Source organism: Micromonospora sp. RHAY321, assembly GCF_023896955.1.
In the GTDB taxonomy this organism is placed as follows: Bacteria; Actinomycetota; Actinomycetes; order Mycobacteriales; family Micromonosporaceae; genus Micromonospora.
The window spans coordinates 22,560-38,071 of sequence record NZ_JAMHIW010000027.1 but is presented as its reverse complement, the minus strand read 5'-3'; the positions used below and the strand labels follow the sequence as shown (position 1 = coordinate 38,071).

Sequence of the window (15,512 nt, the reverse complement as noted above, 5' to 3'; positions counted from 1 at the left end):
GCTTGGCGCGGACGGCCTCGGCGGCCTCCAGCAGGCTGGCGCGCTCGTCGGCGTCCAGGTCGGTCTCGACGACGCGGCGGACACCCTCGGCGCCGATCTCGGCCTCGACACCCAGGTAGACGCCGGAGATGCCGTACTCGCCGTCGACCCAGGCGCAGACCGGCATGACCTCGCCGGAGTCCTCGGCGACGGCCTTCGCCATCCGGGCCGCGGCGGCGGACGGGGCGTAGTACGCCGAGCCGGTCTTGAGCAGCGCCACAACCTCGGCGCCACCGTTGCGGGTCTTGACGACCAACTCCTCGATCTGCTCCGCCGGCATCGCCTCACGCAGCGGCTTGCCGTTGACCGTGCTCTTCGACGGCACCGGCACCATGGTGTCGCCGTGCGAGCCCAGGGTCAGCGTGCGGACCGACGCCACCGGCACGTTCAGCGCCTCGGCGACGAAGTTGCTGAAGCGGGCGGTGTCGAGCATGCCGGCCTGGCCGAGGACCCGGTTCTTCGGGAACTGGGTCGCGATCTGGGCCAGCGCGGTCATCTCGTCCAGCGGGTTGGAGACGACGATGACGACGGCGTTCGGGGCGTACTTGGCGACGTTCTCGGCGACCTGCCGCACGATCTTGGCGTTGGTCTCCAGCAGGTCCATCCGGCTCATGCCCGGCTTGCGGGGCAGGCCAGCGGTGATCACGACGACGTCGGAGCCCTCGATGGCCTCGTAGCCCTCGCCGTTCGGGCCGGTGGTCACGCCGACCACCTTGGTCTCGAAGCCCTCGATGGCCCGCGACTGGTTGAGGTCGAGCGCGAGACCCGCGGGCTTGCCCTCCACGATGTCGGTGATCACTACGGTGTCGAAGACGTCGTACTCGGCCAGGCGCTGTGCGGTGGTGGAGCCGTAGAAGCCGGCCCCGACGACAGTGACCTTCTTACCCATGGTCGTCCCACTCCCTGATACCAGTCGGTTTTCCGGACCGTATCAGCCATCCTGGCACCGATCGGTCCAGGGGCGGACGGTTACGGCCCGGGTGGGTCAATAAGGTGCGCTTCCTTACACTCAGCCGCGTTCGGCCCGCTCGACAACGTTGCTGAGCAGCATGGCCCGGGTCATCGGGCCGACGCCGCCGGGCATCGGGACCAGCGCGCCGGCCGTCTCGGCCACCCCCGGGTCCACGTCGCCGGTGTAGCGGCCCTTGCCGTCCGCGCCGATGACCCGGGTGATGCCGACGTCGACGACCACCGCGCCAGGGTTGATCATCTCGGCGGTGAGCAGGCCCGGCACGCCGGCCGCGACGATGACGATGTCGGCGGCCCGGGTGTGCGAGGCGAGGTCGAGGGTGCCGGTGTGGCACAGGGTCACGGTGGCGTTCTCGCTGCGCCGGGTGAGCAGCAGGCCGAGCGGGCGGCCGACGGTGTTGCCCCGGCCGACGACCGCGACGGTGGCGCCGCGCAGCGCCACGTCGTGCCGGCGGAGCAGCTCCACGATCCCGCGCGGGGTGCAGGGCAGCGGGCCGTCGTAGCCGAGGACGAGCCGGCCCAGGTTGACCGGGTGCAGGCCGTCGGCGTCCTTGTCCGGGTCGATCAGCTCCAGCACCCGCTGGGTGTCCAGGTGGGCGGGCAGCGGCAACTGCACGATGTAGCCGTGGCACGCCGGGTCGGCGTTCAGCTCGGCCAGCACGTCGTCGACCTGCTGCTGGGTGGCGTCGGCCGGCAGCTCCCGGCGGATCGAGGCGATGCCCACCTCGGCGCAGTCCCGGTGCTTGCCGTTGACGTACGCCTGGCTGCCCGGGTCCGCCCCGACCAGGACGGTGCCCAGCCCGGGGGTGATGCCGCGTTCCGCGAGTGCCTTCACCCGGATCCGCAGCTCGTCCTTGATCTCCGCCGCAGTGGCCTTGCCGTCCAGAAGCGTCGCCGTCACGATCCGATCGTCTCACGGCGGCTGCCCGCCGTTCCGACGACCTCGTCGGGCCCGGCCTCCGACATCCCGGCCTCCCCGGCCGTGGTGACGATCTGTGACGTGTTGCTCGTCACCGTCAGTGAGGGTTTGTGGACCGCGTCACCGCAGAGCCGGACACGGCGGCCGAGCATGGCCGAGAGCGGACGGTCGGTGGAGAGCGGACGAGTCCGACGGAGGCGGCGCGCAAGGTGCGAGAACGGACCCGACAATTGCCAGCTCAGCACCTCTGACATCGGCTCGCCAATAGCAGGTTCGCCGCCAGCCGGCAAGGGAGGGAGCACCGGACCGTTACCCACCCGCAACCGGAGCGTTGTCGAAGACCGGCGGCCGACCTACCGTTACGGCTTGTTGCGCAGCGTAACCCCAGCGTCGGGCCTGACTGCGCAGCGTGAGGAGATGAGGAGGCTCAATGCGAGTTCGTAGACTCGCTGCCTGGACCGCCCTCCCGCTCGCGGTGACGCTGGGCCTTGCGGCCTGCGGCAGCGGCGGAGACGGTGGATCCGGTAGCAGCGACCCCAATGCGGCCGTCAGCATCCAGATCGGCGAGCCGCAGCACCTGGTTCCGACGAACACCACCGAGACCTCGGGCTCGCAGGTGCTCGCCGGCCTGTTCAGCCCGCTCGTGGACTACGACGCGCAGAACAAGCCGTACGAGGTCGCGGCCGAGTCGGTGACGTCGCCGGACAACAAGGTCTGGACGATCAAGCTCAAGGACGGCTTCACCTTCCACAACGGTGAGAAGGTCACGTCCGAGGACTACATCAACGCCTGGAACTACGGCGCGTACGCGCCCAACGGTCAGGGCGGCGCCTACTTCTTCGAGAAGATCGCCGGCTACCAGGACCTCCAGGGCGAGAAGCCGAAGGCGCAGACGATGTCCGGGCTGAAGAAGGTCGACGACCTCACCTTCACCGTGACGCTGTCCGAGCCGTACATCGACTTCAAGACGATGCTCGGCTACAACGCGTTCTTCCCGCTGCCGGACGCCGCGTTCTCGGCCCCGGGCGTGCTCAAGGACTCGTACGAGCAGGCGCCGATCGGTCAGGGCCCGTTCAAGATGAAGGGCACCTGGCAGCACGACAGCAAGATCGATGTCGAGCGGTACGACGCGTACCCGGGTGAGAAGCCCAAGGTCAAGGGCGTCGAGTTCCGGGTCTACCAGCAGCTCTCCGCGGCCTACGCGGACGTCCTGGGCGACAACCTGGACGTGCTGCCGACGATCCCGACCGAGAGCCTGAGCAACGCGCCGACCGACCTGGGCGACCGGTACCAGACCAGCCCCATGTCGTCGTTCCAGTTCCTCGCGTTCCCGACGTTCGACAAGGCCTACAGCAACCCGGACGTGCGGAAGGCCATCTCGATGGCCATCGACCGGGACGAGATCACCAAGTCGGTCTTCAAGGGTTCGCAGGACCCGGCCCGTTCGTTCGTCTCGCCGGTGCTGCCGGGCTACCGGGAGAACACCGCGGGCGCGGCCGGGCAGTTCAACCCGACCGAGGCCAAGAAGCTCTACCAGGCCGCCGGCGGCCCGTCGAAGATCGTCATCTCCTACAACGGGGACGGCGGTCACAAGGACTGGGTGGACGCCACGGCCAACCAACTGAAGGCCAACCTGGGCGTCGAGGTCGTCGGCTCGGCCGAGCCGAAGTTCGCCGACCTGCTCACCAAGGTCGAGAAGAAGCAGCCGGTGGGTGTCTTCCGGATGGGTTGGGTCATGGACTACCCGACCATGGAGGACTACCTCGGCCCGCTGTACAGCACCAACGGCTCGTCGAACTACTACGGCTACAGCAACCCGGAGTTCGACAGGCTCGTCAAGGAGGGTTCCGCCGCCAAGACGCAGGACGAGGCGATCGCCAAGTACCAGCAGGCGGAGGACATCCTGGCCAAGGACATGCCGGTGATCCCGCTCCGCTTCGGCGAGAACGTGTTCGGCCACTCGTCCAAGGTCAAGAACGTGGAGATGGACCTGTTCCAGCGGGTCAACCTCGTCAAGATCGAAGCGGCCAGCTGAGCTGACCATGGTGCGGGCCACCCGGGCGATGACGCCCGGGTGGCCCGGACCGCGTACCAACGCCGGGCCGCCGACGCGGACCCGGGCGTCGGTGGCGCCGGCCTTCCCCGGGCCGGACGGCGGACGTATCAGATATTTCGGGTACGACCAGAGACGCCGTCCTGCGACCCTTTCGCACATTTCCGGAGAGACTGCTAAGCATGTTCCGCTACATCTTGCGGCGCCTACTGCAGATGGTCCTGGCGTTCTTCGGGACCACCCTGATCGTCTACGCGCTGATGTTCGCCGGCCAGGGCGACCCCATCCAGGCCCTCGCGGGTGAACGACCGGTGACGGCGGCCCAGCGGGCATACCTGACCGAGAAGTACCACCTGGACGCCACCGGCGTCGGCGGCTTCTTCTACCGCTACTTCGACTACGTCAGGAGCCTGCTCCAGGGCGACCTCGGCCAGTCGTTGACCGGCCGGCAGATCGGCGACATCCTGCAGGCGGCCTGGCCGGTCACCCTGAAGCTCGCGCTCATCGCGCTCGCCGTGGCGATCCTCGTCGGCGTCACCGCCGGAGTGGTCGCCGGCATCCGCCGCGCGAGCATCTTCGACAACTCGACGCTGGTGCTGACCCTGCTGGTGCTGGGCATCCCCACCATCGTGCTGGCGCCGCTCGCGCAGTACTTCCTGGGCGTCAAGTGGCAGCTCTTCCCGCCCACCGCAGGCTCCCAGCCGACGTTCTACGCGCTGCTGCTGCCGGGCATCGTGCTCGGCTCCCTGTCACTGGCCACCGCGCTGCGGCTGACCCGCACCTCCGTGGCCGAGAACCTGCGCGCCGACTATGTGCGGACCGCCCGGTCCAAGGGCCTGGTCAAGCGCCGCATCGTCACCGTGCACGTGCTGCGCAACTCGCTCATCCCGGTCATCACCTTCCTCGGTGTGGAGCTGGGCAACCTGATGAGCGGAGCGATCATCACCGAGGGCGTCTTCAACATCCCCGGCGTGGGCTTCAACCTCTTCCGCGGCATCCGCACCGAGGACGGCCCCCTGGTGGTGGGCATCGTCAGCGTGCTGGTCGTGGTCTACCTGGTCTCGAACCTGGTGGTGGACGTTCTGTACGCCGTACTCGACCCGAGGATCCGCTATGAGTGACTTTGAGACTGTGGCGGCCACCGAGAACCAGGCCGCTCGGCGTGGGCCCTCCGGCGAGCCCGGCACACCGAACCAGATCGGCGCGCCGCAGAAGCCGCGCAGCCTGGCCGGCGACGCCTGGCGCGACCTTCGCCGCAAGCCGATCTTCTGGATCTCGCTGGTGCTGGTCGTCATCTTCACCCTGATGGCCGTGGCCCCCGGCGTCTTCACCGCCAACGACCCGAGGGACTGCCTGCTCTCCCGGCAGCACGCCGGGCCGTCCGGCGGGGCCATCTTCGGGTACGACTTCCAGGGCTGCGACACGTACTCCCGGGCGGTCTACGGCACCCGGGCGTCGCTGCTGGTCGGCGCGCTCGCGGCGCTCGGCACCGGGCTGATCGCGCTCGTGGTCGGCATGCTGGCCGGCTACTTCGGCCGCTGGGTCGACGCGGTGCTCTCCCGGGTGATCGACGTGGTGCTCGGCATCCCGCTGCTGCTGGCCGCGATCGTGCTGCTCAAGCGGGTGTCCAGCGACAGCCAGACCGCCCGGATCGCCGCGGTGATCTTCGTGCTGGCCATCCTCGGCTGGACCACCGCCGCCCGGGTGGTGCGTTCCTCGGTGATCACCGCCAAGGAGCAGGACTACGTGGCGGCGGCCCGGATGCTCGGCGCCGGCAACGGCCGGATCATGTGGCGGCACATCCTGCCGAACTCGCTGGCCCCGGCCATCGTGGTGCTGACCATCGCGCTCGGCTCGTTCATCGCCGCCGAGGCGACGCTCTCCTTCCTGGGCATCGGCCTGAAGGCCCCGACCATCTCGTGGGGCCAGGACATCGACACCGGGCGCATCCACATGCGGGAGGCGGCCACGCCGCTGATCGTCCCGTCGGCCTTCCTCGCGCTGACCGTGCTGGCGTTCATCATGCTCGGCGACGCGATCCGTGACGCCTTCGACCCGAAGCTGCGGTGAGAACCTCATGACCGTTCAACCCACCCCCGCCTCCGCCACCCCCGAGGGTGGCCACCTGCTGGAGCTCCGGGACCTGCACGTCGAGTTCCGGACCGCCGAGGGCGTGGCCCGGGTGATCAACGGCGTGTCGTACCACCTGGACGCCGGGGAGACGCTGGCCGTGCTCGGTGAGTCGGGCTCCGGCAAGTCGGTCACCGCGCAGGCGATCATGGGCATCCTGGACACCCCGCCCGCGCTCATCCGCTCCGGCCAGATCCTCTACCAGGGTCAGGACCTGCTCACCCGCTCCGAGGAGCAGCGCCGGCAGGTCCGCGGCAAGGAGATCGCGATGATCTTCCAGGACGCGCTCTCCGCACTCAACCCGGTCTTCCCGGTCGGGTGGCAGATCGGCGAGACGCTGCGTCAGCGCGCCGGCATGTCCCGCGGCGACGCCCGCCGCCGGGCCATCGAGCTGATGGACCTGGTCAAGATCCCGGGTGCCGCCAAGCGGATCGGCGACTACCCGCACCAGTTCTCCGGCGGCATGCGGCAGCGCGTCATGATCGCCATGGCGCTGGCGCTCGACCCGAAGGTGCTGATCGCCGACGAACCCACCACGGCACTCGACGTCACCGTGCAGGCCCAGATCATGGACCTGCTGGCCGACCTGCGCCGGGACCTCAACATGGCGATGATCCTGATCACCCACGACCTGGGTGTGGTCGCCGGCGTCGCGGACCGGATCGCGGTCATGTACGCCGGCCGGATCGTCGAGCACGCCGACGTCCGCTCGCTGTACAAGGCGCCGGCGCACCCGTACACCAAGGGGTTGCTGGAGTCGATCCCGCGTATGGACGTCCGCGGCCAGGAGCTGTCGACGATCAAGGGGCTGCCGCCGAACCTGATGCGGATCCCCTCCGGATGCCCGTTCCACCCCCGGTGCCCGTACGTGCAGCAGGTCTGCGTCGACGTGGTGCCGCACGACCTGGTCCTCGGCGACGGCCGGACCAGCGCTTGCCACTTCGCGCAGGAGGTCCGTGATGACAGCGCCCGCTAGCTCCACCAAGGTCCGGGGCGAGACCATCCTCTCCGTCGACAACCTGGTGAAGCACTTCCCCATCAGTCAGGGCGTGCTGTTCCAACGCCAGGTCGGCGCGGTCAAGGCCGTCGACGGCGTGAGCTTCGAGCTGCGCCGGGGCGAGACCCTCGGCATCGTCGGCGAGTCCGGCTGCGGCAAGTCCACCCTGGCCCGGCTGCTGATGCGCCTGGAGACGCCCACCTCCGGTCGGGCCACCCTGGAGGGCAAGGACCTGTTCAAGTCCTCCGGGTCCGAGCTGCGCCGGGTGCGCCGCAACATGCAGATGGTCATGCAGGACCCGTACACCTCGCTGAACCCGCGGATGACCGTCGGCGACATCATCGGCGAGCCGTTCGAGATCCACCGCGACGCGGCACCCAAGGGCAGCCGGGAGCGGCGGGTACAGGAACTGCTGGACGTGGTCGGCCTCAACCCGGAGCACATCAACCGGTACCCGCACCAGTTCTCCGGCGGTCAGCGCCAGCGCATCGGCATCGCCCGGGCGCTCGCCCTGCGGCCCGAGATCATCGTCTGTGACGAGCCGGTCTCGGCCCTGGACGTCTCCATCCAGGCCCAGGTGATCAACCTGCTGGAGCAGCTCCAGGACGAATTCGGGCTCTCGTACATCTTCATCGCGCACGACCTGTCCGTGGTGCGGCACATCTCCGACCGGGTCGCCGTGATGTACCTCGGCAGGATCGTCGAGATCGGTACCGAGGACGAGATCTACGAGCGGCCCACCCACCCGTACACCCAGGCACTGCTCTCCGCCGTGCCGGTGCCCGACCCGGAGGCCCGCGAGCAGCGCAACATGATCCGGCTCGTCGGCGACGTGCCCAGCCCGGCCGACCCGCCGTCCGGCTGCCACTTCCGGACCCGCTGCTGGAAGGCGCAGGACATCTGCGCCACCGAGGACCCCCAGCTGGTCCCCCGGGCCGCCGACCCGCACCCGTCGGCCTGCCACTTCGCCGAACTCCGCCCCCCGCTCCCCACGGCCTGACCCGGCCCGCCCCCGACCCCGTCGATCATGAAGTTGTTGTCCCGACACGCCGATCGGCTGGGCAACAACTTCATGGTCAACGGGGACAGGAGGGGGCAGGAGGGGGCCGGGTGGTTAGTGGAAGAAGTGGCGGGTGCCGGTCAGGTACATCGTGACGTTGGCTTCCTTGGCGGCGGCGATGACCTCTTCGTCGCGGATCGAGCCGCCGGGCTGCACGATGGCGCGGACACCGGCGTCGATGAGGATCTTCGGGCCGTCGGCGAACGGGAAGAACGCGTCCGAGGCGGCGACTGATCCCCGGGCACGCTCGGCGCCGGCGCGGCTGACCGCCAGGTGTGCCGAGTCGACCCGGTTGACCTGCCCCATCCCGACCCCGACGGTGGCGCCGCCCTTGGCGAGCAGGATCGCGTTGCTCTTCACGGCGCGGACCGCCCGCCACGCGAACGCGAGGTCGCGCAGCAACTCCTCGTCCGCTGCCTCGCCGGTCGCCAGCCGCCAGCTCGCCGGGTCGTCGCCGGGGGCGTCCACCCGGTCGGCGACCTGGGACAGCACGCCACCGGTCACCGGACGCCACTCGACCAGGGCCGGGGTCCAGGCCGGCGCGCGCAGCAGCCGGATGTTCTTCTTGCCCTGCAACACCTCGACCGCACCCTCGTCGAAGCCGGGTGCGACCACCACCTCGGTGAAGATGTCGGCCACCTGCCGGGCCAGCTCGACCGAGACCGGACGGTTGACCGCGATCACCCCGCCGTACGCCGACACCGGGTCACAGGCGTGCGCCTTGCGGTGCGCCTCGGCCACGTCCGCACCCACCGCGATGCCGCACGGGTTCGCGTGCTTGATGATCGCCACGGCCGGTTGGTCGGCGAAGTCGTTCGCGGCCCGCCAGGCGGCGTCCGCGTCGACGTAGTTGTTGTAGGACATCTCCTTGCCGTGCAACTGCTCGGCCTGGGCCAGCCCCGCCGGGGTGTCCGGGTCGGTGTAGAGCGCGGCCGGCTGGTGCGGGTTCTCCCCGTAGCGCAGCACCGCCGACTTCCGCAGCGCCAGCCCTGCGAACGCCGGCCACCAGTCGTCGGCCGGAGCCAGCTCCTGCGCGCACCACCGGGCCACCGCCACGTCGTACTCGGCGATGTCGGCGAACGCCCGGGCGGCCAGGGCCCGGCGCTGGGCCAGGGTGAAGCCACCCTCAGCGAGCGCGGCGCGCAGCGCCGGATAGCCGGCCGGGTCGGTCAGCACGGCGACCGAGGCGTGGTTCTTCGCGGCGGCCCGCACCATGGCCGGGCCGCCGATGTCGATCTGCTCCACGCACTCCTCGACGCCGGCGCCGGAGGCGACCGTCGCCTGGAACGGGTAGAGGTTGGAGACCAGCAGGTCGAACGCGGCGACGCCCAGCTCGTCGAGCTGCGCCACGTGCGTGTCCTTGCGCAGGTCGGCGAGGAGACCCGCGTGCACCTTCGGGTGCAGGGTCTTCACCCGCCCGTCGAGCACCTCGGGGAAGCCGGTCACCGTCTCCACCGGCGTCACCGGCACACCTGCGGCGGCGATGGTGGCCGCCGTGCTGCCGGTGGAGACGATCTCCACACCGGCCGCGTGCAGGGCCTCGGCCAGCTCGACCAGCCCGGTCTTGTCGTAGACGCTGACCAGCGCCCGCCTGATCGGGCGGCGCCCGTCCTGAGTGGAACTCACGGAACCGTGACCTTCCTTCCGGTGATGGTCCAGCCTTCGCGGACCAGGCGGCCGACCTGCTCGACGAGCTGGCGCCGCTCGGCTTCCTTGATGCGCTCGGTGAGCGTCTCCACGTCGTCGGAGTCGAGCACCGGCACCGCGACCTGCGCCACGATCGGCCCGGTGTCCATGCCGGCGTCGACGAAGAAGAGGGTCGCCCCGGTGAGCTTCACGCCGTAGGCGAGGGCGTCGCGCGGGCCGTGGATGCCGGGGAACGCCGGCAGCAGGGTGTTGTGCGTGTTCAGGTAGCGGTCACCGAACGCGCTGAGGAAGTGCGGGCCGACCAGCTTGAGGAACCCCGCGGAGATGACCAGGTCGGGCTGGTGCTTCGCGACGTGCGCGGTGAGCGCCCGGTCCCACTCCTCCCGAGTGTCGTGGTCGCGGACCCGCTCGACGAACGTCGGCACCCCGGCGGCGGCCGCCCGGTCCAGGCCCGCGATGCCGTCGCGGTCCGCGCCGACCGCGACCACCTGCGCGCCGTACGCGGGGTCGGCGGCGGCGTCCAGCAGGGCCTGCAGGTTGCTCCCGGAGCCGGAGACGAGGACGACGATGCGGGCGACGGACGCGGGCTCGGTCACCGGGCCACCCTATCGGGCAGGTCAGGACGCTCATCGGCTGGGCGGCGCGCTCAACGTTGACAGCCCGACGGGCATCGACCAGGTACGCTGCCGGTCGCTCAGGCTGAACACCGAGCCAGCCCGCACCCCGTCAGTGCTGCGCTGTGGGGGGTCTGGGCGCGATCATGAGTGGCAACACCAGCAGCTACTGACGGAACCAGTCCAAGGAGCTTCTCGAATGCAGCCCGGTAACCCCGGTCAGGACCCGTACGGCCAGCAGCCCAATCAGGATCCGACCGCACCCCAGCCGCCGCACGACCCGTACGCCCCGCCGCCGGCCGCCCCGTACGGCCAGCAGCCGACCTCCGGCCAGCCGTATGGCCAGCAGCCGCAGGACCCGTACGCCGCACCGCAGAACCCGTACGGCCAGCAGCCCCCCGCGGGGCAGCCGTACGGGCAGCAGCAGCCGTACCAGGACCCGTACGGCCAGCAGCAGCAGCAGCCGCCCTACGGTGCGCCGACGTACCCGAACGCCGGCTACCCGCAGCAGCAGGGGCAGAACAACACCCTCGGCCTGGTGTCGATGATCCTCGGCATCGCGTCGATCCCGTTGGTCTGCTGCCTGTACCTGGGCATCCCGGTCGGCATCGCCGGCGTGGTGACCGGTTACCTGGCCCGCCAGAAGGTCGCCCAGGGCCAGGCCAGCAACGCCGGGCAGGCCAAGGCCGGCCTGATCTGCGGTGCGGTCGGTGCCGGCTTGGGCATCCTGCTGATCATCGTGGGCATCGTGGCGAACGTGAACCTGCCGACCCAGCCCTGACCGGTCCGCTGTCGACGGGGCGCTCCGGATTCGTCCGGGGCGCCCCGCGCCGTCTCCGGAGGGCGGACACCTACGGTGCGGGTGCCCGGGTCAGCGCCCGGGTGGCGGCGGCGCCGAGCAGCGCGCCGACCGCGATGACCGCGGCCGCCACCGCGCCGACCTGCCAGCCCACCGGCCCGACCTGCGCCAGCCGGCCGGCACCGAGCGGCCCGCCGGAGACCGCGGCGGCCACGCCGATCAGCACGCCGGCCACGGGCCCGGCCAGCGCGGCCGGCGCCAGCAGCTCGGCCCAGCGCTGCGGCGCGCGTTCCGGGCCGGCGAGCCGGGCGGCCCGGCGGGCGAGCAGCCAGCCGGCCACCATCCCGGCCAGCACCGGCACCGCGAGCAGCAGGGCGCCGAAGCCGCCCACCGGGCCGCGCGGCAGGCCGGCCAGCAGTGGTACGGCCGGAAGCGCGCCGACCGACACCTCACTGGTGCGGACCGCCGTGTCGACGCCGACCGCGAAGCCCGGCCCCAGCAGGTAACTGGTCGACCAGATCGCCGCGTTCGGCGCGTAGGCGAGGCTGACCAGGGTGATCCCGGCCTGCCCGGCCACCCCGGTGCGGTACGCCCCGATCATGTCCGCCGCGTCCCCACCGCCGGTGGCCACGGCCAGGCCGGCCGCGCCGGCGCCCGCGCCCAGCAGGAGGATTCCGGCCACCAGGCCGGTGCGTACGCCGTCGCGCACGGGAGCCGGCATCCGGGCGACGAGCAGCCGGGTCACGGCGGTGATCCGGGTCGCGCCGACCAGCGCGGCGAGGGTGCCGACCACCGCGAACGTGGCCGCGGCCCGCACCAGGGACACGTCCGTCCCGCCGGCGCTCACCAGCACCGCCGCCAGCGCGCCGAGCAGCGCGTACGCGATGCCGACCGTGCCCGCGGCGACCAGCGCCCGGCGCGGCGAGCCGGTGCCACGGGCGCCGATCGCGCGGCTGACGTGCACGCCGGCCCGGGTCAGCCGCCAGACCGCGAGGACGGTCAGCGCCAGCGGGGCGAGCCCGAACGGGCCGGACTCCGTCCGCAGCGGCACGCCGTGCCCGAGCAGCCAACCGGCCAGCGTGGTGCGCAGGGTGCCGGTCAGCGTGGCGGAATCCGCGCCGAGCTGGACCAGGCCGAGCACGATGGCGACCGGCAGGTACGACGTGAGGGCGGCCCAGCCGGCGGCCACCCCGGCGGCGACGGGCAGCGGCGCCCGTCCGCGCGGCGACCCGCCAGCGCGGGGCGCGGGCACCCGCCGGCCCGGCGCGGCACGGTCGACCGGCCGGTCGTCGGGGCGCACACCGGTGGCCCGGCTGGGATGGTCAGGGGTGACGGGGGACATCGGCTCTACTCTGGCACGTCGCGCGGGTGGTGGCAGTCCGTTAACCCCGTCCGGGCGGCGGCGAGTTGACCGAACCGGGGCCGGGGCGGCCCGGCCGGGTCTAGCCTCGGCCCTGTGGGGGCGAGCGTCGCCGCCACCCGGGTCGGGCGCGCCGGTCGCGGACCGGGTCGGCCCACCGCGCAGAACCGCCCGGAGGACGTCGTGACGACCGCATATCCGCCGCCCCCGCCGCCCCCGGCCAGGGGACGGGACCGGACCACGCTCTGGGGCGTGCTCGGGATCGTGCTCGGCCTGATCTGCTGCGGCATCCTCGGCATCATCTTCGGCTACCTGTCCATCCGCGACGCCCGGCGGTACGGCCAGTCGCCGGTGCTCGGTTACCTCGCCATCGCGTTCGGCGTGATCAACATTATCGGCGGATCGATCCTGCGGCTCACCGGCAACTACCCGTTCTGGAACAACGACTGAGTACGCGCAGGGGGCCGACCGGAACCGGTCGACCCCCTGCGGTGCTGCCTGGCCGGTCAGTTGCCGGACATGATCTCCCGCATCAGGCGGGCGGTCTCGGTCGGCGTCTTGCCGACCTTGACGCCGACCGCCTCCAGCGCCGACTGCTTCGCCTCGGCGGTGCCGGCCGAGCCGGAGATGATCGCGCCGGCGTGACCCATGGTCTTGCCGGGAGGCGCCGTGAAGCCGGCGATGTAGCCGACCACCGGCTTGGTGACGTTGGCCTTGATGAACTCGGCGGCCCGCTCCTCGGCGTCGCCGCCGATCTCACCGATCATGACGATGGCGTCGGTCTCCGGGTCGGCCTCGAACGCCTTCAGGGCGTCGATGTGGGTGGTGCCGATGATCGGGTCACCACCGATGCCGACGCAGGTGGAGAAGCCGATGTCGCGCAGCTCGTACATCATCTGGTAGGTCAGCGTGCCGCTCTTGCTGACCAGGCCGATCCGGCCGGAACCGGTGATGTCGGCCGGGATGATGCCGGCGTTGGAGGCGCCGGGCGAGGCGATGCCGGGGCAGTTCGGCCCGATGATCCGGGTCCGCTCGCCCTGCGCCACGTTGTACGCCCAGAACGAAGCGGTGTCGTGCACCGGCACGCCCTCGGTGATCACCACGGCCAGCGGGATCGCGGCGTCGATCGCCTCGACCACGGCGGCCTTGGTGAACTGCGGCGGCACGAAGATGACCGTGACGTCGGCTCCGGTCTCGGCCATGGCGTCCGCCACGGACGCGAAGACCGGCAGCTCGGTGCCGTCGAAGTCGACCTTCTGGCCCGCCTTGCGCGGGTTGACGCCACCGACGACGTTGGTGCCGGCGGCGAGCATCCGCCGGGTGTGCTTGGAACCCTCGGAACCGGTCATCCCCTGGACGATGACCTTCGAGTCCTTGGTCAGCCAGATAGCCATGATCAGACCCCCGCAGCTGCCAGCTCGGCGGCCCGCTCGGCCGCACCGTCCATGGTGTCCACCCGCTGCACGAGCGGGTTGTTCGCGCTGTCCAGGATCGCCCGGCCGGCCTCGGCGTTGTTGCCGTCGAGGCGGACGACGAGCGGCTTGGTGACCTGCTCGCCGCGCTGCTCCAGCAGGGCCAGCGCCTGGATGATGCCGTTGGCGACCTCGTCGCAGGCGGTGATGCCGCCGAAGACGTTGACGAAGACGCTCTTCACGGCCGGGTCGGAGAGCACGATCTCCAGCCCGTTCGCCATCACCGCGGCGCTCGCGCCGCCGCCGATGTCGAGGAAGTTGGCCGGCTTGACGTTGCCGTGCCGCTCACCGGCGTACGCGACCACGTCGAGGGTCGACATGACCAGACCCGCGCCGTTGCCGATGATGCCGACCTCGCCGTCGAGCTTGACGTAGTTGAGGTCCTTCTCCTTGGCGGCCTGCTCCAGCGGGTCCACCGAGGCCTGGTCGACCAGGGCCTCGTGGTCCGGGTGCCGGAACGCGGCGTTCTCGTCCAACGTGATCTTGGCGTCGAGCAGCAGCATCCGCCCGTCGCCGTTCTTGGCCAGCGGGTTCACCTCGACCAGGGTGGCGTCCTCGGCGACGAACGCCTGCCACAGACCGACGGCCACCTCGACCACCTGGTCGGCGACCTCGGCCGGGAAGCCGGCAGCGGTGACGATCTCGCGGGCCTTCGCCTCGTCCACGCCCTTGACGGCGTCGATCGGAGCCTTGACCACCCGGTCGGGGGTCTCGGCGGCGACCTGCTCGATGTCCATGCCGCCGGCCACGCTGGCGATGCAGAGGAAGGTGCGGTTCGCCCGGTCGAGCAGGTACGAGAAGTAGTACTCCTCGGCCACGTCCGCCGTCACCGTGATCATGACCTTGTGGACGGTGTGACCCTTGATGTCCATGCCGAGGATGTCGGTGGCCCTGGCCACCGCCTCATCCGGGCCCTCGGCAAGCTTGACGCCGCCGGCCTTGCCTCGGCCGCCGACCTTCACCTGCGCCTTGACGACCACGCGACCGCCGAGGCGTTCGGCGATCGCGCGGGCCTCCTCCGGGGTAGTGGCGACGCCGCCGGCCAGCACGGGCAAGCCGTGCCGCTCGAACAGGTCCCGCCCCTGGTACTCGTACAGGTCCACGATTGCGCGTCCCGTCCCGTCTCCGCGGCGCGCCGTCGCGCCGCCACCAGCGTTCAGAAAACAGTTTGACGCCTGTCATCACTTCAAACAGGCCGTTGGCCGCAGCCTAGCGAGGTGGGCACGGCCGGCAACCGAGCGGGTGCACGGTGTGCGGTAATGCACAACCGGGCACCGGAGGCGGCCGGTTCCGGCCACGTCGGGGGCGGCGTCCACCGTCCGGGCGATGTTGGCCGGGGTGCGTAACCCGCCCGTCGGGGCGTCGTTGAGTCAGGTGTCGGAGCGCTGAACAGCGCGATGACGGGAGACGGCCGATGCCCTGTCGGTCGAGGGGTGGCGGCGGGGCATCGTGC

At 71.1% G+C, this 15,512-nt stretch carries 14 protein-coding genes; 7 read left to right on the top strand and 7 right to left on the bottom strand.

The window, feature by feature from the left end; all coding sequences use genetic code 11:
* Window positions 1-928, bottom strand: a 928-nt coding sequence (locus M8C17_RS30690) for a malate dehydrogenase (protein ID WP_252420112.1), incomplete at its 3' end; no start/stop codon positions are given.
* Between the two features lie 120 nt (window positions 929-1,048).
* Entirely contained in the window at window positions 1,049-1,909 is an 861-nt protein-coding gene (locus M8C17_RS30685; protein WP_252420110.1) for a bifunctional methylenetetrahydrofolate dehydrogenase/methenyltetrahydrofolate cyclohydrolase, read from the bottom strand.
* A 448-nt stretch (window positions 1,910-2,357) separates the two neighbouring features.
* Between M8C17_RS30685 and M8C17_RS30680 the strand changes: the two genes are divergently transcribed.
* From M8C17_RS30680 to M8C17_RS30660, 5 genes are all read left to right on the top strand, one after another.
* Entirely contained in the window at window positions 2,358-3,962 is a 1,605-nt protein-coding gene (locus M8C17_RS30680; protein WP_252420108.1) for an ABC transporter substrate-binding protein, read from the top strand.
* Between the two features lie 200 nt (window positions 3,963-4,162).
* On the top strand, window positions 4,163-5,101 hold the full coding sequence (locus M8C17_RS30675) for an ABC transporter permease (protein WP_252420106.1): 939 nt from the start codon (window positions 4,163-4,165) through the stop codon (window positions 5,099-5,101).
* The gene (locus M8C17_RS30670; protein WP_252420104.1) at window positions 5,094-6,050 is read left to right on the top strand and encodes an ABC transporter permease; all 957 of its coding nucleotides are present in this window, start codon (window positions 5,094-5,096) and stop codon (window positions 6,048-6,050) included. The genes M8C17_RS30675 and M8C17_RS30670 overlap by 8 nt, the downstream gene beginning before the upstream one ends.
* A 7-nt stretch (window positions 6,051-6,057) precedes the next feature.
* Entirely contained in the window at window positions 6,058-7,086 is a 1,029-nt protein-coding gene (locus tag M8C17_RS30665; RefSeq protein ID WP_252420102.1) for an ABC transporter ATP-binding protein, read from the top strand.
* The gene (locus M8C17_RS30660) at window positions 7,070-8,107 is read left to right on the top strand and encodes an ABC transporter ATP-binding protein (protein WP_252420100.1); all 1,038 of its coding nucleotides are present in this window, start codon (window positions 7,070-7,072) and stop codon (window positions 8,105-8,107) included. Before M8C17_RS30665 ends, M8C17_RS30660 begins: the two co-directional genes overlap by 17 nt.
* Before the next feature lie 114 nt (window positions 8,108-8,221).
* On the opposite strand, the gene purH is transcribed toward M8C17_RS30660, so the two are convergent.
* Together purH and purN are read right to left on the bottom strand one after the other, a co-directional pair.
* Window positions 8,222-9,793: a bifunctional phosphoribosylaminoimidazolecarboxamide formyltransferase/IMP cyclohydrolase gene (gene purH / locus M8C17_RS30655; RefSeq protein ID WP_252420098.1), complete on the bottom strand. Its 1,572-nt coding sequence runs from the start codon at window positions 9,791-9,793 to the stop codon at window positions 8,222-8,224.
* On the bottom strand, window positions 9,790-10,410 hold the full coding sequence (gene purN, locus M8C17_RS30650) for a phosphoribosylglycinamide formyltransferase (protein WP_252420096.1): 621 nt from the start codon (window positions 10,408-10,410) through the stop codon (window positions 9,790-9,792). The genes purH and purN overlap by 4 nt, the downstream gene beginning before the upstream one ends.
* A 217-nt stretch (window positions 10,411-10,627) precedes the next feature.
* On the opposite strand from purN, the gene M8C17_RS30645 reads away from it, so the two are divergent.
* The gene (locus tag M8C17_RS30645; protein WP_252420094.1) at window positions 10,628-11,209 is read left to right on the top strand and encodes a DUF4190 domain-containing protein; all 582 of its coding nucleotides are present in this window, start codon (window positions 10,628-10,630) and stop codon (window positions 11,207-11,209) included.
* 70 nt (window positions 11,210-11,279) lie between these two features.
* Here the strand turns inward: M8C17_RS30645 and M8C17_RS30640 are convergent, their stop codons facing one another.
* The gene (locus tag M8C17_RS30640) at window positions 11,280-12,569 is read right to left on the bottom strand and encodes a DUF6350 family protein (RefSeq protein ID WP_252420093.1); all 1,290 of its coding nucleotides are present in this window, start codon (window positions 12,567-12,569) and stop codon (window positions 11,280-11,282) included.
* Between the two features lie 201 nt (window positions 12,570-12,770).
* Between M8C17_RS30640 and M8C17_RS30635 the strand changes: the two genes are divergently transcribed.
* Window positions 12,771-13,037 (top strand): DUF4190 domain-containing protein, encoded by a 267-nt coding sequence (locus M8C17_RS30635; RefSeq protein ID WP_252420122.1) that lies wholly within the window; start codon window positions 12,771-12,773, stop codon window positions 13,035-13,037.
* A 56-nt stretch (window positions 13,038-13,093) separates the two neighbouring features.
* Here the strand turns inward: M8C17_RS30635 and sucD are convergent, their stop codons facing one another.
* Together sucD and sucC are read right to left on the bottom strand one after the other, a co-directional pair.
* Entirely contained in the window at window positions 13,094-13,981 is an 888-nt protein-coding gene (gene sucD, locus M8C17_RS30630) for a succinate--CoA ligase subunit alpha (protein WP_252420092.1), read from the bottom strand.
* 2 nt (window positions 13,982-13,983) lie between these two features.
* The gene (gene sucC, locus M8C17_RS30625) at window positions 13,984-15,162 is read right to left on the bottom strand and encodes an ADP-forming succinate--CoA ligase subunit beta (RefSeq protein ID WP_252420091.1); all 1,179 of its coding nucleotides are present in this window, start codon (window positions 15,160-15,162) and stop codon (window positions 13,984-13,986) included.
* Window positions 15,163-15,512: the final 350 nt, after the last annotated feature.